Origin of the sequence: Intestinimonas massiliensis (ex Afouda et al. 2020) (assembly GCF_001244995.1) — a bacterium.
Lineage (GTDB): Bacteria > Bacillota > Clostridia > Oscillospirales > Oscillospiraceae > Intestinimonas > Intestinimonas massiliensis.
Genome location: NZ_LN869528.1, coordinates 544,581 through 566,308 on the forward strand (window position 1 = coordinate 544,581; position 21,728 = coordinate 566,308).

The following is a 21,728-nucleotide window of genomic DNA, read 5'->3' on the forward strand; positions in this document are numbered from 1 at the left end:
GCCCTTTTTGCGGACTTTACGGCGGTAAAGACTTTTGTGTTCTTTCCGGCCGCGGCGTTCGCCGCGGCCTTTTTTGTTCCTTGGGCGGCTTATCTCTTTCCCCGCACCACATCTATATTTATATAAGAGGTAAGCGATATGAACCTGAAGCAACAGATCCGCCGGCTCCTGGCGCTGGAGCTGGTCGGCAATTTCCGGGTGGCAGGCGGCGTATGGGTCCTGCTGCTGGTGGGCCGGGGCTTTTCCCTGGTCCAGGTGGGGCTGGCCGAGGCCTTCTTTCACGCGGTCAGCCTGTGCGGCGAGATTCCCTCCGGCATGGCAGCCGATGTACTGGGCCGGAAAAAGGCCATGATGGCCAGCCAGGCCATGTTTATCCTGTCCTCTCTGGCCATGCTCCTGTCCCGCACTATGGCCGGCGTCTGCGCCGCCATGGCCCTGAGCGCCCTGGCCTACAATCTGGCCTCCGGTACCCGAGAGGCCCTCACCTACGACTCCCTGGTCCAGGGCGGAGCGGAGGGCGCCTACCTGCGGGTATCCTCCCTGCAAAACAGTCTCTGGCGGCTCGCCAGCGGCCTGTCCACCCTCTGCGCCGGTCTGGCCGTGGCCATCGGCTACCAGGCGGGCTATGCCGCCGACGCACTGCTGGCCCTGGCAGGGCTCCTGCTGGCCGGCAGTCTGGCCGAGCCGGTGGTTACCACCGCCCAGGCGCAGCGGGCAGGCCAGCGGCTCCGGGACCTGCCCCGGCTGGTAGCGAGCTGCGCCCGGGAGGCCGCAGGCTTCCTGCACGCTCACCCCCGGGTGTCGGTCCGGATGCTCTACAACGCCCTTGTGGGCGCACTGGCCACGCTTTTGCGCTTCTTTCTCCAGGATGGACTGATCCGGGCGGGAGCCTCGCCCGCTCTGCTTGGGCCCCTGCTTCTGGCCATCGAGCTGGGCGGCGTAGCCGGAGCCCGTCTGGCCCTGCCCCTGTCACGGCTGCCCTACCGGGCCGCAGGGCTGCTGTGCGGCCTGGGTACGCTGGCCGGACTGCTGCTCCCCCTGTCCGGCTCCGTCCTCCAAATGGCGGCGGGCGGTTTTCTGGCGGTGGTGTGCGACGACGCCTTCCAGACCCTCACCGACGCCCGCCTCAACAACTGTTTCCCCTCCGACCAGCGGGCCACCCTCATCTCCGTATCCTCCATGTGCTTCAGCCTGGTAATGATCGCCCTGTCCCCCCTGGCCGGGGCGGCCGCCGGCTTTGTTTTCTAGCTTGGTTACAGGAAAACCGGGGCCTATCGGGCTCCGGTTTTTTGTGAAATTCACAAATTTACCAAATTTATATGCCCCAAAAGTTGTGTCCCTTGCCCAACCCAGCGTGGTTTTTTCCAGAAAGCCGCCAAAAAACCACTATATCTTGTTGTTTTCCCTGCTTTAAAGGCCCTGTCCCGCCCTCGACGCCTTTCCTCCAAAAAAGACTTGACGTTGCCTGGGAAAGCGTGTATCATGCTTTTGTAACTATTTGTAATCCTTTCTTACCCCTTTGTTATAATTTAGCAATTGTGCTTCGGCCCGTTGGGCCGTCTTTTTCTGATATCAAAGAACAGGGAGGTCCGTCTTTATGGATGAGATCCTGCGGACACCAAATCATGCGCCGGTCCGGCCGGCTTCCCGCTCCGCCCGCCGGTCCGGCCGGGAGCAGAAGAATATCGCCTGGAGCGACCGGCTCCACCGCTTTGCCGACGCCGCCGCCGCCCGCTCCCGCCGCCTGAAGCTGCAGAGCGCCCGGGTCTATCACCGGGTCCACTCCGCCACGGCGGGGAAGCCTAAGCTGGGGCCGCTGTCCTTCCTGGCCCTGTCCCTGGTCATCGGGCTGGCCTCTGTGGTGGGTGTGGTCTACACCCCCGCCTATGTGGTCAGCGTGGACGGCGTGGACCTGGGCCTGGTGAAGGAGCCCCAGGTCTTCGAGCAGGTCATGGACCGGGTGGAGGCCCGCGCCTCCAACATTCTGGGCTATGATTACACCCTCCAGAACCAGGTGGGCTACGAGCGTGTGCTGGCGGAGCGGGAGGATCTGTCCCCCATCTCCGGCTTTGAGACCTATCTGTTCAGCCAGGTGGGCGAGGTGATGAAGAGCTATGTCCTCACCGTGGACGGCCAGGCTCTGGGCGCCGTCACCGACCGGGCCCAGATCGACCAGATGCTGGACGAAATCGCCGCCCCCTACGTCAACGCAGACACCATCTCCGTCACCTATGACAAGGCTGTGGGCGTCTCCCTGGAGTACACCCCATCCGAGTCCATCAAGGATATCTCCGAGATGAAGGCCGCTCTCACCGCCAACACCAGCGGCCAGACCACCTATGAGGTCCAGAAGGGCGACACCTTTATGGCCCTGGCCTTCTCCAACGGCATGACCATGGCCGAGATGGAGGCCCTCAACCCCGGCGTGGACATCAACAAGCTTCAGATCGGCCAGCTCCTCAACATCAAGGAGGAGGTCCCCTATCTGTCCGTGCAGACCGTGGATTCCATTACCTACACCGAGGAGATCCCCTGCACCGTGCGGCAGGTGGAGGACGACACCATGTACCAGGGCGAGTCCAAGGTCCTGGACCCCGGCGTCCCCGGTGAGGCTCTGGTCTCCGCCAACGTGACCTACGTCAACGGCCATGAGCGGGAACGGGACATCCTCAGCTCCACCACCGTGCGGGAGGCCACCGAGAAGGTGGTAGCCGTGGGCACCGTGCCCCGCCCCTCCTGGCTTCCCAACGGCTACTACGTCTGGCCCTGCTACGGCCGGATCACCTCCCGCTTCGGCTACCGCTATATCTTTGGCTCCTACAGCTACCACTCCGGCATCGACATCGCCGTCCCCTACGGCACCTCCGTCAAGGCGGCCGACGGCGGCACCGTCACCTTTGCCGGCTACAAGGGCAGCTACGGCTACCTGGTCATCATCGACCACGGCAATGGTGAGCAGACCTACTACGGCCACAACTCCAGCCTGCTGGTCAGCGCGGGAGACAAGGTCTATCAGGGGCAGACCATCGCTAAGGCCGGCTCCACCGGCCGCTCCACCGGCAGCCACTGCCACTTCGAGATTCGGGTCAATGGCACCCAGGTCAACCCGTCGGCCTATCTCAACTAGGTCAAACCTGGAAAACGCCCGGACAGCAAAGCTGTCCGGGCGTTTTTTATGGGCGCTCTTCCGGGTGCTCCCGCTGATACCGCGCCTGCTTGCGCCGGTACCAGACATAGTTGAACACGTTTCCAAGGATCAGGATGTTGCCGCACAGGTAGAGCCACACCAGCAGGATGATGACCGAGGCCAGAGACCCGTACACCAGGGAGTACCGGGAGGACATGCCGATGAACCAGGAGAAGAGCATGGAGGCGCACACCAGGGCCACCGAAGCCAGAAAGCCGCCGGTAAGGATGGGGGGGCGGGGGCGGCCCCTGGGCGCCGACATGCGGTAGGCCAGCAGGACAAACAGAAAGACCAGGCAGAACAGGATGAGGAAGCGCAGGGACTGCCAGCTTCCCACCAACTGGGCGATCCAGGGGAAATGCCGTTCCACCAGGCGGAAGAACCAGCTCCCGGTGAGCAGCACCCCCAGAGAGAGATAGATGGTGATGAGGAAGAGGATGGAGTTGAGCACGCTGGCCGCGATCTGCACCACGCCGGTATAGGTCCTGCGCCGGTAGATATCCGCCATGATGTTCATCAGGGCCCGGAAGGCGGCGGAGGCGGAGAACAGCGTCATGGTGATGCCCGCCGCCAGCATGGCGTTGGACTGGCTGCCCGGCTCGGAGAGATAGGTGATATAGTCGGTGAGGATGGACAAACTCTCCCGGGGGATGATCTCGGAAGCGGCGTCCACCAGGGCGTTGACGTCGATGTGGAGCAGCCCCACAAAGGCGTTGACGCAGATCAGGACGGGGAAAAAGGAGAGGATGAGGAAATAGGCCAGCTCGGCGGCCGACCGGGACACCCGGCGGGAAAAATAGACGTCGGCGATCTCCCGGATGAACCGCACGGGGGAGGATTCCCAAAGCGCCTTCATGGCTCCACCTGCCTTTTGGATGGTCTCGCTTGGTAGTATACCACATTATGCCTCCTTTCACAAACCCCAAACTCGGGGTCATATTCCCCTCCGGCCCGGCATATCGTTTCTTATGACTGTACGGAAAGGACGGGGATGACCCATGAAAAGAGGACAAGGCCCCGGTCAGTGGACAAAGGTCCTCCGCCGCGGGGCGGCCCTGTTCCTGGCCACCGTGACGGTATGGGTGCTCTCCCTCACCGCCGATATGGGGGCTGCGGCGGAGACCTTCCGCACCCTGGCCGAGAGCCCCGCCTTCGTGGCGGCGGCCCTCCAGGCCGAGCTGGGCCATGTGGAGACCGGAACGGACACCCTGGACGCTCTGGAGAGCTGGCAGCGGCTGGTGCTGGACCAGTCCCCCACCCTGATGGCCGGGCGGGCGCAAGTCTCCCGGTATCTGTCCGACGCCACCGCTCAGGGCGACGCGGACCCCGAGCCCCCTCAGCCCTCCGCCGTCCAGGAGCCCGACGACCCGGAGGACCCCCACCAGCTTCCGGCCTCCACCACCGCCCCCGACGACATCGTGGGCCGGACCCTGGCCCCGGTCAGCGGCGACGGCTACGCCAGCGCCGGCGGGGTCTACATCGAAAACCGACCCGGCCTGCCCCTGGACGTGGCCGCTCTGGCCTCTGCCGCCCTGACCCTGGAGCTGCCCGCCGACGGCCCTCAGGTCCTCATCATGCACACCCACGGCACCGAGGCCTACACCCCCGACGGGGCGGACGTCTACACCCCCAGTGGGGACTGCCGCACCACCGACGAAAATTACAACATGATCCGAGTGGGGGAGGAGATTGCCAGCGTCCTCACCTCCATGGGCCTTACGGTCCTCCACGACAAGGAGCTCTACGACTACCCCAACTACAGCGGCTCCTACGACCGCTCCCTGGCCGCCGTGGAGCAGTACCTTCAGGACTACCCCTCCATCCGGGTGGTGCTGGACGTCCACCGGGACGCCCTCATCGGGGAGGACGGCACCGTCTACAAGCCCATCACCACCATCGACGGGGTCAAGACCGCCCAGGTCATGCTGGTCATGGGGTCCAACGCCAAGTACGACCACCCCGACTGGCAGGAGAACCTGTCCCTGGCAGTCAAGGTCCAGCGGGAGATGAACACCCTGTGGCCCACCCTGGCCCGGCCCATCGGCCTGCGGGAGAACCGTTACAACCAGCAGACCACCACCGGCTCCCTGCTGGTGGAGATCGGGGCCCACGGCAATACGCTCCAGGAGGCCCTGGCCGCCGCCCGGTGCTTTGCCCGGGCCGCCGGCGCGGTGCTGCTGGCGTACAAATAACCGAAAGGCGCCGGACCCCGTGGGGTCCGGCGCCTTTTTCTCACACGAATACCGCCTGCACCAGCACCATATACAGCACCGTGCCGCCGAAGATGGACAGCAGGTTGTTGTGCTTCCATACGTGGAGGGCCACCACCGCGGCGGCGGCGATGAGCTGAGGGGCCCACTGGGGTACCGCGGCAAAGCGCACCGTCCGCAGGCAGTAGACGATGAGCATGGCGATGACCGCCGGCGGCAGGACCCGGCCCAGGTAGAGGACCAGCTTGGGGGGATGTCCGCCCCGGTCAAAGAGGAGAAAGGGCAGGGCCCGGGTGAGGAAGGTAACCGCGGCCATGACGGCGATGGAGGCCACAGCCTGTCCGGCGGAGAGGACCATTCAGACCGCCTCCTTTTCCACGGCCGGGTCCCGGTCCAGCTTGACGCGGAGGGCCAGCAGAGCCGCAATGATGACGCACAGGGCCGGAATGAGCATGTTCGCCGCCCCCATGACCACCAGGGAGACCACCGTGATGACGGCCCCCAGCAGGGCGGGCAGGTGGGAGCGGTAGGCGTTCCACTGGTCCACCGCGATGACGAGGAAGAGGGCGGTCATGGCAAAGTCGATGCCGGTGGTGTCAAACTGGATCAGGGCGCCCGCCACGCTGCCGATGACCGAGCCCAGAATCCAGTAGCTGTGATCCAGCACCGCCACGGCGAAATAGTAGTCGTGGGGGTCCACCCGCTCGGGCACCCGGGCGGAGGAGAGCAGCGCATAGGTCTCATCGGTGAGGGAAAAAATCATATACAGCTTCCGCACCCCCATGCCCCGGAACTTCTCCAGCAGACTCAGGCCGTAGACCAGGTGCCGGAAGTTGAGGATCAGGGTCAGGGCGGCCACATTGACCAGGGCCGCCCCGGTGGCCAGGAGCTCCACCCCCATGTACTGCCCGGACCCGGCGTAGATGGTCAGGGACATAAAAAAGGCCCAGATGACATTGTACCCGACGGCCTCCAGCATCAGCCCGAAGGCGATGCCGATGGACAGATATCCCATCAGCACCGGCACGGTGGCCGGAAAGGCAGCGGCAAAGGCGCGGCGGCTCACACAAAATCACCTCATTGTAAAAAATATTTTATGCGCTTCCCTTTGAAAAAGCAAGCGGGCCGTCGGAATTTCTCCCCCTTGTGAAAAAGGGTGGCGCTTTGGGGAAAAAACTTGTATAATACACAATACGATCGACAGCCAACCGCAAGCACCCGGAGGAACGACATGAAAAAACTACTTTTTATCTACAATCCCCAGGCGGGCAAGGGCCAGGTACGCCCCCAGCTCGCCGCCATTCTGGACGCCTTCTCCAAGGCGGGGTACCTGACCAGCGCCTGGCCCACCCAGGGACCCGGCGACGCCACTCGGGTGGCCGCCGCCATCGGCCGCCGGTACGACCGGGTGGTATGCTGCGGCGGCGACGGAACCCTCAACGAGGTGGTCACCGGCCTGATGGGCCTGGAGGCGCCCCCCCTGGTGGGCTACATCCCCGCCGGCACCACCAATGACTTCTCCCGGAACCTGGACCTGCCCAAAGGCATGGACAAGGCCGCCGAAGCCGCCGTGGCCGGCGTGGCCCGCCCCTGCGACATTGGGGTGTTCAACGACCGCTTTTTCGTCTATGTGGCCGCCTTCGGCGCCTTTACCGACGTGTCCTACGACACCCCCCAGCCCTTCAAGAACACCTTCGGCCACCTGGCCTATCTGCTGGAGGGAGCCACCAAGCTGGGCTCCCTGCTCAAGGGCTACCACCTGACCATCGAGCACGACGGAGGCGCCGTGGAGGGGGACTTCATCTACGGCATGGTGTCCAACACCATCTCGGTGGGGGGCTTTCAGCTCTTCCCACCGGAGCGGGTGGCTCTGGACGACGGTCTGTTCGAGGTGGTGCTGGTCCGCCTGCCCCGGAACCCGGCGGAGTTTCAAAGCGCCCTGCGCTCCCTGACCCGCCAGAACACCGTGGAGAGCGATATGATCGTGGCGCTCCACACCAGCCGCCTCCGGGTCGTCACCCAGGAGGAGCTGACCTGGACTCTGGACGGGGAGTACGGCGGCGCGCCGGAGACGGTGGAGATTCAAAACCGACAGAAGGCCCTGACCCTGATCTGGGGCAAATAGCAGACATCCGGGGCGCGGAATACCGCGCCCCGGATGTGTTTTCATCCCGGTTTTTTCCTGCCAGAGGCATTACAAGTTGGGAAGCGTGCTGCTGTATCTGCGTCCTTATTTGTGCTCTTCGAGCCAGCGCATTGCCGTGTAAGCATAGACCGCGCTGCCGTTGACCAGCGCATCCTCATCAAATCGAACCATCGGATGGTGCTGCGGGTAACCATACCCTTTTTCCGGCTGTCCGGCGGCCAAGGCCAGCATAATGGACGGCACTTCCTGGCTGACATATGCGAAATCTTCGGAACCTGCCGATTTGGAAGGCTTTTGCCCTTCGCTCATAGCGTTCCGATCCGACACGGAGAATGCTTTGTGCCCGCCCAATAATTCCTTTACATACCTCTCGGTGCAGATACACAGGTCTTTGTCATTGACCAAGGTGGGACACCCGCTTCCAAAGCTGACATTTGCTTCCGCCCGAAAAGACCTGGCAATCCCATCTGCAATTTGTACCATTCGCTCTTTGATCAAGGCGCGTATCTCTTCGTCAAAGGTGCGAATGCTCCCCGCCATGACCGCCATGTCCGGAATGACATTCGCGGCGGTTCCGGCGTTCATCGTCCCAAACGTCAAAACGGCGCGGTCATCCATGGCCAATTCTCTGGCGTGAATTTCTTGAAGCGCAATTAAAATGTGGGCGGCGGCGTTAAGGGGGTCAACCCCGGCATAGGGCATAGAACCGTGGCACCCCGTCCCCTGCACGCTGATCTCAAAATAATCCGCTGCCGGCGCACTGACGCCGGGTGCTGAAACAATCACGGTACCCGCCTCAAAGGGCATCCCTGCCATAACATGGATCATCAGCGCTCCATCGACATCCGGATTCTGCAATAAACCGGCTTGGATCATATCCCGGGAACCCTCAAAGATTTCTTCGGCGGGCTGAAACATGAGTTTTACCGTTCCCTCCAGTTCGTCTTCGTGGGCTTTTAGTAATTTCGCAGCGCCCAACAGCATAGCGGTGTGCATATCATGTCCGCATGCATGCATACTGCCGTTGGCGGATGCAAAATCAACCTCCGCCGCTTCCTGGATCGGCAGCGCATCCATATCCGCCCGAATCAAGAACACCTTTCCGCTCTTTTTTCCGCCGGCCAAGGCCACAAGCCCTGCCTTCCCGCACTTTAGCGGCTCATACCCCATATCGATCAATGCCTTTTTTACAAAGGCATACGTATCCTTCAGGTCAAATCCTGTCTCCGCATGGACATGCAGGTATCTTCGGTTAAAAACCATGCTTTCCTTTAGCTGTGCGGCTTCTTCCAGCAATTGCCTTGGCGTCATCTTAGATGCTCCTTTTTATGATAAGTATTATATTTTGTAACGGATTCTCCAAAATATGAGACGGCATGCGTTTTGCCCCTTTTGTTTCCCCGGTAGAGGGCCCTTGCGGGGCAAAATACCACCAACCGCCCGCAACCCGGCACGGGGTCCCCGGTTGACAGAACAAGGCCGCGGACACCCAGTGTCCACGGCCTTGTGCCGGCTTTCTCAGAGCTGGATGGTCCAGCCGTAGGGGTCCGGCTCGGTGCCCCACTGAATGCCCACCAGGGTGTCGTACAGCTTGTGGGTCAGGGAGCCGATCTCTCCGCCGTTGACCACCACGTGCCGGCCCTCCCAGCCCATCTCGCCGATGGGGGAAATGACGGCGGCGGTGCCGGTGCCCCAAGCCTCCTCCAGCTTGCCGCTGTCGGCGGCGCCAAAGAGCTCCCGCGCGGTGATGAGGCGCTCTTCCACGGCGTAGCCCCAGTCCCGCAGCAGCTCCAGGCAGGAGCGGCGGGTGATGCCAGGCAGTACGGAGCCGGTGAGCTGGGGGGTGATGATCTTGCCGCCCACCTTGAACATGACGTTCATGGAGCCCACTTCCTCGATGTACTTACGGTGGACGCCGTCCAGCCACAGCACCTGGGCGTAGCCCTGCTTTTCGGCGCGCTCACCGGCCCGGATGGAGGCGGCGTAGTTGCCGCCGCACTTGGTGTAGCCGGTGCCGCCCTTGACGGCCCGGACATCGTCGTCCTCCACGTAAATCCGCACCGGGTTGATGCCCTCGGCGTAGTAGGCGCCCACAGGGCCGGTGATGATGCAGAAAAGGTAGGTGTGGGAGGCGTGGACGCCCAGGCTGGCATCGGTGGCAATGATGAAGGGGCGGATATACAGGGAGGTGCCGGGCTGATCGGGCACCCATTCCCTGTCCACGGCCACCAGCGTCTTGACCGCCTCCACGAACAGGTTCTCGTCGATGGCGGGGATGCACAGCCGCTCGCAGGAGTCGTTGAGTCTTCTGGCGTTGTCGATGGGGCGGAAGAGCTGGATGCGGCCGTCGGCGGTCCGGTAGGCCTTCAGGCCCTCAAAGACCTCCTGGGCATAGTGGAACACCATGGCGGAGGGCTCCAGGGTAAAGGGGCCGTAGGGTACGATGCGGGGATCGTGCCATCCCTGGCCTGCGGTGTAGTTCATCAGAAACATGTGGTCGGAAAAAACCTTGCCGAAGCCCAGGGTCTTGAAGTCCGGCTTGGGCTTGAGGGTGGTGGCGCGCTGGATCTTGATCTCCTCCATGGTGGATGGCCTCCCTGCAGCATTGTAGATTAGAAGTTATTATATCAGCCTCACCACTTTACTGCAATAGAGAAAATGCCGGAAAACGTCTCTTTCCGCCGCAGGGCCCTCGTCATTATTTCCGCCGTCGAAGGCTGGCCCCCGCTCTTGTAATTTCAAGGCTTTTCTGATAAAATAGACTATCCGAGTTATGCCTGTCCCCCGCAGAGGGGACTTCCAGGAGGTGTAGGAATGAACAAGCGGCTCTCCCGGCTTTTGGAGCCCAGTCTGGGGCTCTATCTGTTTTGTCTGGTCTGTTTTGCCGCAGCCTCCGCTTTTCTCAGCCCGCCCGTGGCCGCCGTGGAGGGGGTAGTGGTGGTCGTTCTCTTCTTTTACCTCCGCCGCAACAGCAGCCGCCGGAAGAAAGAGATGCTCCGCTACCTGGAGAGCGTATCCGCCAACATGGATATGGCCACACGGGACACCATGCTCAACTCCCCGCTGCCCATGGTCATCTTCCACCCGGACACCGACGAGGTGATCTGGTCCAACGAGCGGTTCCTCCAGCTCACCGACGGCCGGGACCACCTGTTTGACACCAAGCTCTCCGCCGCCGTGCCCGGCTTCGACACCCGCTGGCTGCTGGAGGGCAAGACCGAGTGCCCCGGCGAGGTCCAGGTGGGCCAGCGGAAATTTCTGGTCTTTGGCAGTCTGGTGCGCTCCGAGGAGCGGCGGGGCCGCCCGTCCAGCATGGCCACCACCTACTGGGTGGAGATCACCGGCTACTCCGCCGACCGGCAGACCCTGCGCAGCAGCAGGCCCGTAGTGGCTCTGCTGCTGCTGGACAACTACGAGGACGTGGTGAAAAACACCGACGAGTCCGCCCGCACCGCCATGCTCAGCGAGATCAACAAGCGCCTGGCCGCCTGGGTGGCCCCCACCGGCGGGCTGTTCTCCCGGTACGACCGGGACCGCTATCTTTTCGTCTTTGAGGAGCAGTACCTGCAGGGCTTCGTGGACGCCAAGTTCGACCTGCTGGACAAGGTGCGGGAGATCCCCGGCCCCAACGGCGTGTCCCCCACCCTTTCCATCGGCGTGGGGCGGGACGCCCCCAGCCTCAGGGAACTGCTGGAGTACGCCTCCCTCTCCATCGAGATGGCCCTGTCCCGGGGCGGCGACCAGGCCGTCATCAAAAATAAATTCAACTTTGAGTTTTACGGCGGGCACAATAAGGAGATGGAGAAGCGCACCAAGGTCAAAAGCCGGGTCATGGCCAACGCTTTGGGCGAGCTGATCGCCGACTCCTCCCGGGTGTTCGTCATGGGCCACAAGTTCCCCGACCTGGACTGCATCGGCGCCATCACCGGCGTGTGCGCCATCGCCCGCAAGCGGGGGGTGCAGGCCCGCATCATCCGGGAGCCGGGCAGCAACCCCGCCGCCGAGATGGCCGCCAAGCTGGGCCAGACCCCGGAGTACAAGGACGCCTTTCTCTCCGCTCAGGACGCCATCATCCTGGCCGATCCCCGGACCCTGCTGGTGGTGGTGGACACCAATCGGCCGGAACAGGTCCAGTCGGAGGATCTGCTGGAGTGCTGCACCCGGGTGGCCGTCATCGACCACCACCGCCGGGCGGCCTCCTACATCGGCAACGCGGCGCTGAACTTCCACGAGCCCTACGCCTCCTCGGCCAGCGAGCTGGTCACCGAGCTCATCCAGTACATCATGGAGCCCTCGGACCTGCTGCGCATCGAGGCGGAGGCCCTGCTGGCCGGCATGGTGCTGGACACCAAGAATTTCACCATGCGCACCGGCAGCCGCACCTTTGAGGCGGCGGCCTTCCTGCGCCGTTCCGGCGCCGACACCGGCGACGTGCGCAAGCTGTTCCAGAACGACCTGGCGGGCACCATCGCCCGCTACGACATCATCCAGACCGCCCGGATGTACCACAACGACATCGCCGTGGCCGCCGTGGACCACACGGTGGGCCGGGTGACCGCCGCTCAGGCCGCCGATGAACTGCTGAACATCTCCGGCATTGACGCCTCCTTCGTGCTCTTTCCCGACGCCGACGGGGAGCGGGTCATCATCTCGGCCCGGAGCATGGGCAACACCAACGTGCAGGTGGTGCTGGAGAAGCTGGGGGGCGGCGGCAACGCCGCCACAGCGGGGGCCCAGGTGCCCTCCGGCAGCGTGGAGGCGGTCCTCCAGCGGCTGCTGCGGGCCATCGACCAGTATTTTGAAGAAGATTGAGGAGGTTTTTACCATGAAAGTGATCTTACAGCAGGACGTGAAGGGTCAGGGCAAGAAGGGCCAGCTCATCGAGGCCAGCGACGGCTACGCCCGCAACTTCCTTCTGCCCCGGAAGCTGGCCGTGCCGGCCACCGCCGAGAACGTCAACACCATGAAGATGCAGGAGAAGGCCAGGAAAGCCCAGGAGGCCGCCGAGAAGGCCGAGGCCGAGGCGATCGCCGCCAAGCTCAAGGACTGCGTGGTCAAGCTCACCGCCAAGGCCGGCGCAGGCGGGCGGCTGTTCGGCGCGGTCACCTCCAAGGAGATCTCCGAGGGGCTCAAGGTCCAGTACGGCCTGGACGTGGCCAAGTCCAAGATCGTTCAGGACGAGCCCATCAAGGCCTACGGCACCTATGAGCTCAAGTGCAAGCTGGGCTACGAGGTCAGCGGCGCCATCCAGGTCGTGGTGGCGGAGGCGTAAGCCCCCCAATTTTACAGGAAAGCTGGGTGATGCACATGGACGAAGAGCTGCTGGTCCGCCAGATGCCCCACTCGGTGGAGGCCGAGCAGGCGGTGCTGGGCTCCATGCTCATCGACGCCCGGTGCGTGCCCGAGGTCATCGAGAGGCTCCGCCCCGAGGACTTTTACCTCCAGCAGAACCGGGACATCTATGAGACCATCTACGGTATGTTCAACTACTCGGAGACCATTGACCCGGTCACCGTGCTGGACCACATGCGCCAGAACGGGGTCTTTGAGGAGAACACCTCCCGGTCCTACCTCCTCCAGCTCATGGAGGTCACCCCCACCGCCGCCAACGTGGCGGAATATGTGGCCATCGTAAAGGACAAGGCCCTGCTGCGGCGCATCGCCGAGACGGCGGCCGACCTGACCGGCATGATCCAGGAGGGCACCGGCACCGCCCAGGAGGTCTTGGACGCCGCCGAACAGCGCATCTACGCCATCCGGCAGGGGAGAGCCAGCCAGGGGCTGACCCCCATCTCCGCGGTGGTGCTGGACGTGCTGGACCGGCTGGAGGAGCTGTCCAAGCGGGACTCGGCCATCCCCGGTCTGTCCACCGGCCTGTCCGATGTGGACCGGGCCATCTCCGGCCTCAACGACTCCGACCTCATCCTGCTGGCCGCCCGCCCCGGCATGGGCAAGACCTCCTTTGCCCTGAACGTGCTGCTCCACGCGGGCAAGTTCTCCGGCAAAACGGCGGTCTTCTTCTCCCTGGAGATGAGCCGGGAACAGCTGGCCATGCGCCTGATCTCCAACGAGGCCTTTGTGGACAATAAGAAGCTGGTCACCGGCAAGCTGGGGGACGAGGACTGGGACAAGATCGCCCTGGCCTCCGCCGCCCTGGGCCGCTCCAAGATCCTCATCGACGACAACCCCTCCCTGTCGGTGGCCGATATGAACGCCAAGTGCCGCCGGGTGGATAACCTGGGTCTGGTCGTCATAGACTATCTGCAGCTCATGCAGTCCGCCGGCGGCAAGCAGCGCTACTCCGGCGAAAACCGCCAGCAGGTGGTGTCCGACATCTCCCGGGCCCTGAAGATCATGGCCAAGGAGCTCAACGTGCCCGTGGTCTGCCTGTCCCAGCTCTCCCGCGGCCCGGAGAGCCGCACCGACAAGCGGCCCATGCTTTCCGACCTGCGGGAGTCCGGCGCCATCGAGCAGGACGCCGACATCGTCTTGTTCCTCTACCGGGACGACTACTACAACGAGGATTCCGAGATGCACAACCTGGCCGAGTGCATCATCGCCAAAAACCGCCACGGTGAGACCGGCAAGGTGGAGCTCCAGTGGCTGCCCGAGTACACCACCTTCTCCTCCATCGACCGCACCCATTCGGAGTATTGAGATGTACCAGTCGCCTGATTCGGCCATGAACGAGCTTCTGGCCCGGTTCCATATGATCCCCCCCGGCAGCCGGGTGCTCTGCGCCGTCTCCGGCGGGGCCGACTCGGTCTATCTGCTGCACCGGCTGTACCTCCTGCGGCATGCCATGGGCTTTGAGCTGGCAGCCGCCCATTACAACCACAATCTGCGGGGCACCGAATCCGACCGGGACGAGGCGTTTGTCCGCTCCTTTGTCCGGGATTGGTGTGGGGAGGAGCGCCTCTCCGGCGGGCCCACCCTGCCGCCGGTAACCCTCGCGGTGGGCTCCGGTCCCGTGGCGGAGGAGGCCAGGCGGCTGGGGGCCGGGGTGGAGGAGACCGCCCGGGCCATGCGGTACGCCTTTCTGGAGGAGACCGCCGCCGCTCTGGGCTGCGACCGCATCGCCACCGCCCACAACGCCGACGACAACGCCGAGACCCTGCTGCTCCACCTGGCCCGGGGGACCGGGCTTCACGGCCTGACCGGCATCCCGCCGGTGCGGGGCAAGCTCATCCGGCCTCTGCTCACCACCAGCCGCGCCGTCATCGAGGACTATCTGCGCCGCTACCGCATCCCCCACGTGGAGGACAGCACCAACCGCGATGACGCTTACAGCCGCAACAAGGTGCGGCATCAGGTGCTCCCGGTGCTGAAGGAGATCAACCCCTGGCTCATCCCCCGCACCGCCGAGACCATCGGCTCTTTGCGGGAGGACGACGCCTATCTCCAGGCCATTGCCGACCATGAGGTCCAATGTGCCGTCCGCCGGGGCGGTGAGCTGGTCCTTCCCGCCGGGCGCATCGCCGGACAGCCCGGCCCCATCGCCGTGCGCATGGTCCGCGCCCTGCTGGCCGAGCTGGACGCCTATCAATTCTCCGCCGCCCATCTGCGGGCGGTCACCGCCCTGTGCCGCGGGGGGGACCCCTCCGCCGCCGTGGACCTGCCCCACGGCCTGACGGCCCGGCGGGTGTACGGGGATCTGGTGCTGGGCCCCCGGCAGGAGGCCGCCGTACTGGCCGCCCGCCCCCTGGACCCGGACCGGGAACAAACGATAGAGGCCGGCCCCTGGCGCATCACCTGCCGTCCGGCCGCCGCTCCGGCGGCCCATCCGGAGGGTCCGAACCATGTATTTCTGGCCCGGGACGCCCTGTCCGGTCCCCTGGTGATCCGCCCCCGGCAGACCGGGGATGCCGTCACCCTGCCCCGGCGGGGCCGCAAAACCTTGAAAAAGCTCTTTATCGACGCCCACGTGCCCCGGCTGGAACGGGGGACCTGGCCCGTACTGGCCGACGCAGGCGGCCCCCTATATATCCCCGGCTTCGGCCCCGACGCGGCCCACCTGGCCGCCCCGGGGGAGAAGGCGGTCGAAATTTGGACGGAAAAGTCAGACTGAAAGGGAGAAACAACCATGCTGGAAAAGGACATCGACCATATTCTGTTCAGCGAGGAACAGCTCAAGGCCCGGGTGCGGGAGATCGCCGGTCAGATTGACCGGGATTTTGCGGGCAAGGAACCCATGCTTATCAGCGTCCTGCGGGGCTCCTTTATTTTTATGGCGGATCTGATGCGCTCCATCACGCTGCCCTGTACGGTGGACTTTATGGCCGTGTCCTCCTATGGGGCGGGCACCACCTCCTCCGGTCAGGTGAAGATTACCAAGGACCTGTCCGAGAGTATTGAGGGTCGGGACATCATCGTGGTGGAGGACATCCTGGACAGCGGCAACACCCTGAGCTATCTGCTTCAGATCCTCCAGGCCCGGCACCCGGCCTCCATGAAGCTGTGCACGCTGCTGGATAAGCCCGACCGCCGGATCAAGCCCGTCCATGTGGACTACAGCGGTTTCTCCATCCCCGACGAGTTCGTGGTGGGCTATGGCCTGGACTTTGCGGAAAAATACCGCAACCTGCCCTACATAGGCGTGCTCAAGCCCTGCGTCTATGAGGCCGAGCTGCCCGCCGACTGAGGCTGCGGCTGTTGGATAAAATCTGGAGGGTCTCCGCCGCCGGGGGCCCCTGTGGGAGCGTGGTCCACCTTTGAAGAAGATCAGTCTGCGCGATGTGGTGCTGTACTGCCTCATCATCTTTGTGCTGGTCAGCGTCCTGTGGACGCTGCAAAACATGAAAAACGGCCCGGAGCCCAGCTACGCCGACATCCGGGTCCTGCTGGAGCAGCAGAAGGTGTCCAAGGTGACAGTGGACGCCCACAACAATCTGGTGCTCACCCTGCGGGAGCCGGTGAACGGCTCGGACGTGGTCACCCGTAAGCTCTACTCCTTCGAGCTGTTCTACGATGAGTTTAACGACCTGCTGGTGCAGCAGTACCGGCTGGGCATCCTGGACGATTACGATTACCCCGAGGACCCCACGCCCCCGGCGTGGATGTCCTTTGTGCCCTATCTGGCCATCTTCGCCCTGTTCGCCCTGATGTGGTACTTTATGTTCCTCCGCCAGGGCGGCGGTGGCGGTGGCGGGGACAAGACCGCCCGGTTTGGCCGGGCGCGCACCCGCACCCTGGCCGACCAGGGCAATAAAAAGGTCACCTTTGACGACGTGGCCGGCTCCGACGAGGAAAAGGAGGAGCTCCGGGAGATCGTGGAGTTCCTCAAGGACCCCAAGCGCTTCGTCTCCCTGGGGGCCCGCATCCCCAAGGGCGTGCTGCTGGTGGGCCCGCCGGGCACCGGCAAAACACTGCTGGCCCGGGCCGTGGCCGGTGAGGCCGGGGTCAATTTCCTCTCCATCTCCGGCTCCGACTTTGTGGAGCTCTATGTGGGCGTGGGCGCCAGCCGGGTCCGGGACCTGTTCGACCAGGCCAAGAAGGACTGCCCCGCCATCGTCTTCATCGACGAGATCGACGCCGTGGGCCGCCAGAGAGGCGCTGGCCTGGGCGGCGGCCACGACGAGCGGGAGCAAACCCTGAACCAGCTCCTGGTGGAGATGGACGGCTTTGCCGCCAACGAGGGAGTCATCGTCATGGCCGCCACCAACCGGGTGGACATTCTGGACCCCGCCCTGCTGCGCCCCGGCCGGTTTGACCGACAGGTGTACGTGGGCCTGCCCGACATCCGGGGCCGGGAGGCCATCCTGAAGGTCCACAGCCGGAACAAGCCCCTGGGTGAGGATGTGGACCTGTCGGTCATTGCCAAGGCCACCAGCGGCTTCACCGGCGCCGACCTGGAGAATCTGATGAACGAGGTCTCCCTCCTGGCCGCCCGCCGGGGGGAGCGGTTCCTCACCATGTCCGACCTGCATGAGGCCATGCTCAAGGTCATCGCCGGGCCGGAGAAGAAGAGCCGGGTGGTCACGCCCCGGGCCCGGAAGCTCACCGCCTTCCACGAGGCGGGCCACGCCATCGTCATCCACGAGCTGGAGACCCCCGATCCGGTCCACCAGATCACCATTATCCCCCGTGGCCCCGCCGGAGGCATGACCATCTCACTGCCTCAGGAGGACCGAGCCTACCGCTCCAAGAAGGAGCTGGAGGAGTCCATCGCGGTGTGTCTGGGCGGCCGTGTGGCCGAGCAGATGGTGCTGGGCGACATCTCCACCGGCGCCTCCAACGACCTGGAACGGGCCTCCCACATCGCCCGGGAGATGGTCACCAAGTACGGCATGAGCGAGCGGCTGGGCACCGTGGTCTACGATACCGGCCACGACGAGGTGTTCATCGGCCGGTCCATGGCCCAGGCCCGGACCTACTCCGAGGAGGTGGCCGGCCGCATCGACGAGGAGATCAAGGCCATCATCGACAACGCCTACGCCCAGTGCGAGATCATCCTGAAAAACCGGATGACCGAGCTGCACCGGACGGCGGAATACCTGCTGGAGCACGAGACCATGGACGCGGAGACCTTTGAGAAGGTCTTCACCGACCAGTGGGACGGCGCGCCCGCTCCGACGCAGGCGCAGACCGCTCCGGACCTCCCCGCGCCCCCCGCCAAGGAGGAGCACTATGACGACCGCGATTGACACGCTGCTGGGCGACATCACTACGGTGGACTATGACGCCATCGTCAACGCCGCCAACACTTCCCTGCTGGGCGGCGGCGGCGTGGACGGGGCCATCCATCGGGCGGCGGGGCCCAAGCTGCTGGCGGAGTGCCGCACTCTACACGGCTGTCCCACCGGCCAGGCCAAGCTCACCGGCGGCTACGACCTGCCCGCCCGCTGCGTGATCCATACCCCCGGCCCCATCTGGCGGGGCGGAAACCGGCGGGAGGCCGAGCTGCTCTCCGCCTGCTACCGCAACAGCCTCGCGCTGGCGGCGGAGCACGGCTGCCGGACCGTGGCCTTTCCCTCCATCTCCACCGGCGTGTATGCCTTCCCGCTGGAGAAGGCCGCACCCATCGCCGTTCGGGCGGTGCGGACCTTCTGCGCGGAGCGCCCCGGCGCGCTGGACCGGGTCACCTTCGTCTGCTTCGATTCCCGGACCAAGGCCGCCTACGACGGGGCGCTGGAAGCCCCCTGACCCATCCGATCTTTTCGCGGGCCTTCGGCGTACAGCCGGAGGCCCATTTTTATAAAAAAGTCAGACATTGCGGCACATTTTCTGCTAGAAGGGGAAAAACCGACAGGGGAGAGGGGCAGGATGGAACAACTTCGGGGGCGGCGGGGCCGCGGGCGCAGCCGCCGCCCGCCGGTGCTGCGCCTGCTGCTGTGCGCCCTGGCCGTCGGCGGCGGGTTGGTCCTGGCCGCGCGGCTGCTGGGCGGCGGCCCGACCTGCAAGGCGCCGCCGGAGAATCCCGACTGGATCACCCAGGACTTTTTGCCCCGCAACGACTACTCCCGGCCAGGCACGCCCCTGGACGCGGTGGACGGCGTAGTGGTCCACTATGTGGGCAACCCGGGCACCACCGCCGGGCAGAACCGCAGCTACTTCGCCGGTCTGGCCCGCTCCGGCGAGACCTATGCCAGCAGCCACTTCCTGATCGACCTGGACGGGGAGATCCTCCAGTGCGTCCCGCTGGACGAGGTGGCCTACTGCTCCAATCAGCGCAACCACGACACCCTGTCCATCGAGTGCTGCCACCCCGACGACTCCGGCCGGTTCACCCAAGCCACCTATGACGCCCTGGTCCGGCTGGTCCGCTGGCTGCGGGAGTACTACGGGCTGGAGGCCGGACAGATCATCCGGCACTACGACGTAACCGGCAAGGAGTGCCCCCGCTATTACGTCCAGCACCCGGAGGCCTGGGCACAATTTCTTCTGGATGTGCAGGAATAGTCCGTTTTATGGGACATGCGCTCCCCTATACTGTAGCCATACGATACAGAAGGGAGCGCGCAATCATGGAGTACAGCATGAGATGGGTCCGGGAGCATGTGGAGGTCTACGACCATACGGGGCGGTTTTTGTTCTCCGCCGACAGCGAGAGCGAGGCGCGCCGGGAACTGGAGGAGGACTTCCACGCCGCGGCGTGACCGCAAAAAGGAATGGGGACCGCAAAAGCGGCCCCCCTTTTTTACCCGTCCCACCGGGCTGTAAAACACCATGCCCTGCAAAAAATAGACAGCAAAAAAGAGCGCGATCCCGCGCGGAAGCCGAGCCACAAACCATCCTCCTGTTCCAAAATGGACATGCCGGCACACCCGCCTTGCAGCGGGCCGCCCGACTCAGATGGATGATTTCCTTCGGACCACGCACGGAACCGCGCCCTCCCTTTTCCTTAAAATCCCCTTTCGGATAGCACATCCTCCGCCGCCTGGCAAGCCTCCAGCCGCAGCAGCCGCCCCTCCCACGGCCCCAGGGTGCGCGTCTCCCCGCCGGGCAGCTCCAGCTCCGCCGGAGCGGGCCCGGCGTTGGCGGCGCACAGGACGGTCTCGTCCTCCCAGGTGCGGGTGAAGGCCAGCACCGGCCCCGCCGCCCGCACATAGCGGATATCGCCCTTGCGCAGGGCGGCGAACCGATGCCGCGCCCGCCCCAGCGCCCGGAACCAGCCGGTGAGGGCCCGGTCCTCCCGGCCCCAGGGGAAGGTCCGGCGGTTGAAGGGGTCCTCAAAGCCCTCCATGCCCGCCTCGTCCCCGTAGTACACCGTGGGGGAGCCGGGGAAGGCATAGAGCACCAGGGCGGCCAGCTTCAGCCGGGCCAGCCCCAGCGCCCGCTCCTCCGGCGACAGGCGGCGGGCCGCCCGCCAATCCCGGCCGTGGTCCCGGCACTCGCTCCCCACCCCCAGCAGGGTGAGGATGCGCACGGTGTCGTGGGTGCCCAGGGCATTCATGGCGGAGTGGAAGGCCGCCGGGGGATAGTTCTCCCGCAGGGTCTCCATCTCCTGCTGGAAACGGCAGGCGTCCCCGCCCAGGAGCCAGTCCAGCACCGCGCTGCGGAAGGGGTAGTTCATCAGCCCGTCCAGATAGCCCCCCAGCAGGTGCTTCCGGCGGACCGAGTAGGCAATCTTGTTGGAGCCGTCCTCCCACACCTCCCCGATGACCACCGCCTCCGGCTTGGTCTCCCGGACGGCGGCGCGGAGGGCGTGGATAAAGTCGTCGGGCAGCTCGTCGGCCACGTCCAGCCGCCAGCCGTCCGCCCCGGCGCGCAGCCACCGGCGGACGATGCTGTCGGGGGCGCGGATGATGTAGTCCATGTAGCCCGGCTCGCTCTCGTTGACGGCGGGGAGGGAGTAGATGCCCCACCAGGCGTCGTATTTGTCCGGCCAGTGGGTGAAGTGATACCAGCGGTAATAGGGGGAGGTCTGGGACTGGCTGGCCCCCACGGCGGGGTAGGAGCCGTCCCCGTTGAAGTATTTGCTCACATAGCCCTGGTGGTTGAACACTCCGTCCAGCAGCACCCTCATGCCCCGGGCGTGGGCGGCGGCGCACAAGGCGCGAAAGGACTCCTCCGTGCCCAGCATGGGGTCGATTTTCTCGTAGTCCCCGGTGCCGTAGCGGTGGTTCTCCGCCCCCTCAAAGACGGGACAGAAATAGAGGGTGTCCACCCCCAGCTCCTTCAGGTAGTCCAGCTTTTCCAGCACCCCCGCCAGGGAGCCGCCGAAAAAGTCCCGGTTGCGGATCTCCCCCCGGCCGTCGGGCCGCCACTCCGGCTCCTCGTCCCAGCCGGCATGGACCCAGCGCCCCCCCACCATGCCGGCGGGGTCCGGTACGCCGGTGCGGCGGAAGCGGTCGGGGAAGATCTGATAGGTGACCCCCTCCCCGAACCAGGGGGGGACGGCCTGGGTGCCGTCGTAGACGGTGAGCTGGTATTCCCCCAGCTCCAGGCTCCGGTCCCCCAGGCCCTCCAGCCGGAAGGAGTACCACACCAGGCCCAGGTAATCGCCGGTATCCAGGGTGCAGGTAAACCGGTCCCGGCTGCCGTCCAGGCCGGACCAGGGCATGGGGAGCTCCTGCACCTCGTTGTCCCGGAACTCGAAGCGGGCCAGCAGCCTGGCGCGGGAAAAGCCCCCCGTCCGGGGCGGGCGGAGGGTGAAGGTCACCCGGGTCCCGGCGCTCACCGCCCCGTAGGGGGTCTTGCACCGGGGGTCCCGGGAGTCGTATATACGGGAATCTGTCATCGTATC

Annotated in this window: 19 protein-coding genes; 13 read left to right on the forward strand and 6 right to left on the reverse strand. The window is 64.8% G+C overall.

Annotated elements, in window-relative coordinates; all coding sequences use genetic code 11:
• Window positions 1-138 precede the first annotated feature (138 nt).
• Together BN2154_RS02800 and BN2154_RS02805 are read left to right on the forward strand one after the other, a co-directional pair.
• On the forward strand, window positions 139-1,248 hold the full coding sequence (locus BN2154_RS02800) for an MFS transporter (protein WP_050617342.1): 1,110 nt from the start codon (window positions 139-141) through the stop codon (window positions 1,246-1,248).
• Window positions 1,249-1,597: 349 nt separating this feature from the next.
• On the forward strand, window positions 1,598-3,127 hold the full coding sequence (locus tag BN2154_RS02805; RefSeq protein ID WP_050617343.1) for a M23 family metallopeptidase: 1,530 nt from the start codon (window positions 1,598-1,600) through the stop codon (window positions 3,125-3,127).
• 46 nt (window positions 3,128-3,173) lie between these two features.
• Here BN2154_RS02805 and BN2154_RS02810 read toward each other — a convergent pair whose 3' ends face one another.
• Window positions 3,174-4,043: a YihY/virulence factor BrkB family protein gene (locus tag BN2154_RS02810; RefSeq protein ID WP_050617344.1), complete on the reverse strand. Its 870-nt coding sequence runs from the start codon at window positions 4,041-4,043 to the stop codon at window positions 3,174-3,176.
• A gap of 142 nt (window positions 4,044-4,185) precedes the next feature.
• On the opposite strand from BN2154_RS02810, the gene spoIIP reads away from it, so the two are divergent.
• Window positions 4,186-5,379, forward strand: coding sequence for a stage II sporulation protein P (gene spoIIP, locus BN2154_RS02815; RefSeq protein ID WP_050617345.1), 1,194 nt, complete (start codon window positions 4,186-4,188; stop codon window positions 5,377-5,379).
• Between the two features lie 40 nt (window positions 5,380-5,419).
• On the opposite strand, the gene BN2154_RS02820 is transcribed toward spoIIP, so the two are convergent.
• Both BN2154_RS02820 and BN2154_RS02825 read right to left on the reverse strand, forming a co-directional pair.
• On the reverse strand, window positions 5,420-5,755 hold the full coding sequence (locus BN2154_RS02820; protein ID WP_050617346.1) for a branched-chain amino acid transporter permease: 336 nt from the start codon (window positions 5,753-5,755) through the stop codon (window positions 5,420-5,422).
• Window positions 5,756-6,463, reverse strand: a complete 708-nt coding sequence (locus tag BN2154_RS02825) for an AzlC family ABC transporter permease (RefSeq protein ID WP_050617347.1) — start codon at window positions 6,461-6,463, stop codon at window positions 5,756-5,758. It lies immediately after the preceding gene.
• A gap of 165 nt (window positions 6,464-6,628) precedes the next feature.
• Between BN2154_RS02825 and BN2154_RS02830 the strand changes: the two genes are divergently transcribed.
• Window positions 6,629-7,522, forward strand: a complete 894-nt coding sequence (locus BN2154_RS02830) for a diacylglycerol/lipid kinase family protein (protein ID WP_050617348.1) — start codon at window positions 6,629-6,631, stop codon at window positions 7,520-7,522.
• A 105-nt stretch (window positions 7,523-7,627) separates the two neighbouring features.
• Here the strand turns inward: BN2154_RS02830 and BN2154_RS02835 are convergent, their stop codons facing one another.
• Together BN2154_RS02835 and BN2154_RS02840 are read right to left on the reverse strand one after the other, a co-directional pair.
• Window positions 7,628-8,854 (reverse strand): M20 metallopeptidase family protein, encoded by a 1,227-nt coding sequence (locus tag BN2154_RS02835; RefSeq protein WP_050617349.1) that lies wholly within the window; start codon window positions 8,852-8,854, stop codon window positions 7,628-7,630.
• A gap of 207 nt (window positions 8,855-9,061) precedes the next feature.
• Window positions 9,062-10,126 (reverse strand): branched-chain amino acid aminotransferase, encoded by a 1,065-nt coding sequence (locus BN2154_RS02840; protein ID WP_050617350.1) that lies wholly within the window; start codon window positions 10,124-10,126, stop codon window positions 9,062-9,064.
• Window positions 10,127-10,357: 231 nt separating this feature from the next.
• Here BN2154_RS02840 and BN2154_RS02845 point away from each other — a divergent pair, with 231 nt between their 5' ends.
• The 9 genes from BN2154_RS02845 (at window position 10,358) to BN2154_RS16425 (ending at window position 19,638) form a co-directional block, all read left to right on the forward strand.
• Window positions 10,358-12,355: a DHH family phosphoesterase gene (locus BN2154_RS02845; protein ID WP_050617351.1), complete on the forward strand. Its 1,998-nt coding sequence runs from the start codon at window positions 10,358-10,360 to the stop codon at window positions 12,353-12,355.
• Between the two features lie 13 nt (window positions 12,356-12,368).
• Window positions 12,369-12,815: a 50S ribosomal protein L9 gene (gene rplI / locus BN2154_RS02850; RefSeq protein WP_050617352.1), complete on the forward strand. Its 447-nt coding sequence runs from the start codon at window positions 12,369-12,371 to the stop codon at window positions 12,813-12,815.
• A gap of 35 nt (window positions 12,816-12,850) precedes the next feature.
• A complete protein-coding gene (dnaB, locus tag BN2154_RS02855; protein ID WP_050617606.1) occupies window positions 12,851-14,200 on the forward strand; it encodes a replicative DNA helicase in 1,350 nt (449 codons plus the stop codon).
• Between the two features lies 1 nt (window position 14,201).
• Window positions 14,202-15,611 (forward strand): tRNA lysidine(34) synthetase TilS, encoded by a 1,410-nt coding sequence (tilS, locus tag BN2154_RS02860; RefSeq protein ID WP_242853674.1) that lies wholly within the window; start codon window positions 14,202-14,204, stop codon window positions 15,609-15,611.
• A gap of 15 nt (window positions 15,612-15,626) precedes the next feature.
• Window positions 15,627-16,184, forward strand: a complete 558-nt coding sequence (gene hpt, locus BN2154_RS02865) for a hypoxanthine phosphoribosyltransferase (RefSeq protein ID WP_050617353.1) — start codon at window positions 15,627-15,629, stop codon at window positions 16,182-16,184.
• A gap of 70 nt (window positions 16,185-16,254) precedes the next feature.
• Window positions 16,255-18,186, forward strand: coding sequence for an ATP-dependent zinc metalloprotease FtsH (gene ftsH, locus BN2154_RS02870; protein ID WP_050617354.1), 1,932 nt, complete (start codon window positions 16,255-16,257; stop codon window positions 18,184-18,186).
• Window positions 18,170-18,685 carry an O-acetyl-ADP-ribose deacetylase gene (locus BN2154_RS02875; RefSeq protein ID WP_050617355.1) on the forward strand — a complete coding sequence of 172 codons (516 nt, stop codon included), beginning with the start codon at window positions 18,170-18,172 and terminating at the stop codon, window positions 18,683-18,685. The genes ftsH and BN2154_RS02875 overlap by 17 nt, the downstream gene beginning before the upstream one ends.
• Window positions 18,686-18,805: 120 nt before the next feature.
• On the forward strand, window positions 18,806-19,441 hold the full coding sequence (locus tag BN2154_RS02880; RefSeq protein ID WP_050617356.1) for a peptidoglycan recognition protein family protein: 636 nt from the start codon (window positions 18,806-18,808) through the stop codon (window positions 19,439-19,441).
• Between the two features lie 65 nt (window positions 19,442-19,506).
• Window positions 19,507-19,638 carry a hypothetical protein gene (locus BN2154_RS16425; RefSeq protein ID WP_256303177.1) on the forward strand — a complete coding sequence of 44 codons (132 nt, stop codon included), beginning with the start codon at window positions 19,507-19,509 and terminating at the stop codon, window positions 19,636-19,638.
• A 245-nt stretch (window positions 19,639-19,883) separates the two neighbouring features.
• On the opposite strand, the gene BN2154_RS02885 is transcribed toward BN2154_RS16425, so the two are convergent.
• Entirely contained in the window at window positions 19,884-21,722 is a 1,839-nt protein-coding gene (locus tag BN2154_RS02885; RefSeq protein ID WP_094762326.1) for a glycoside hydrolase family 13 protein, read from the reverse strand.
• Between the last annotated feature and the right edge of the window lie 6 nt (window positions 21,723-21,728).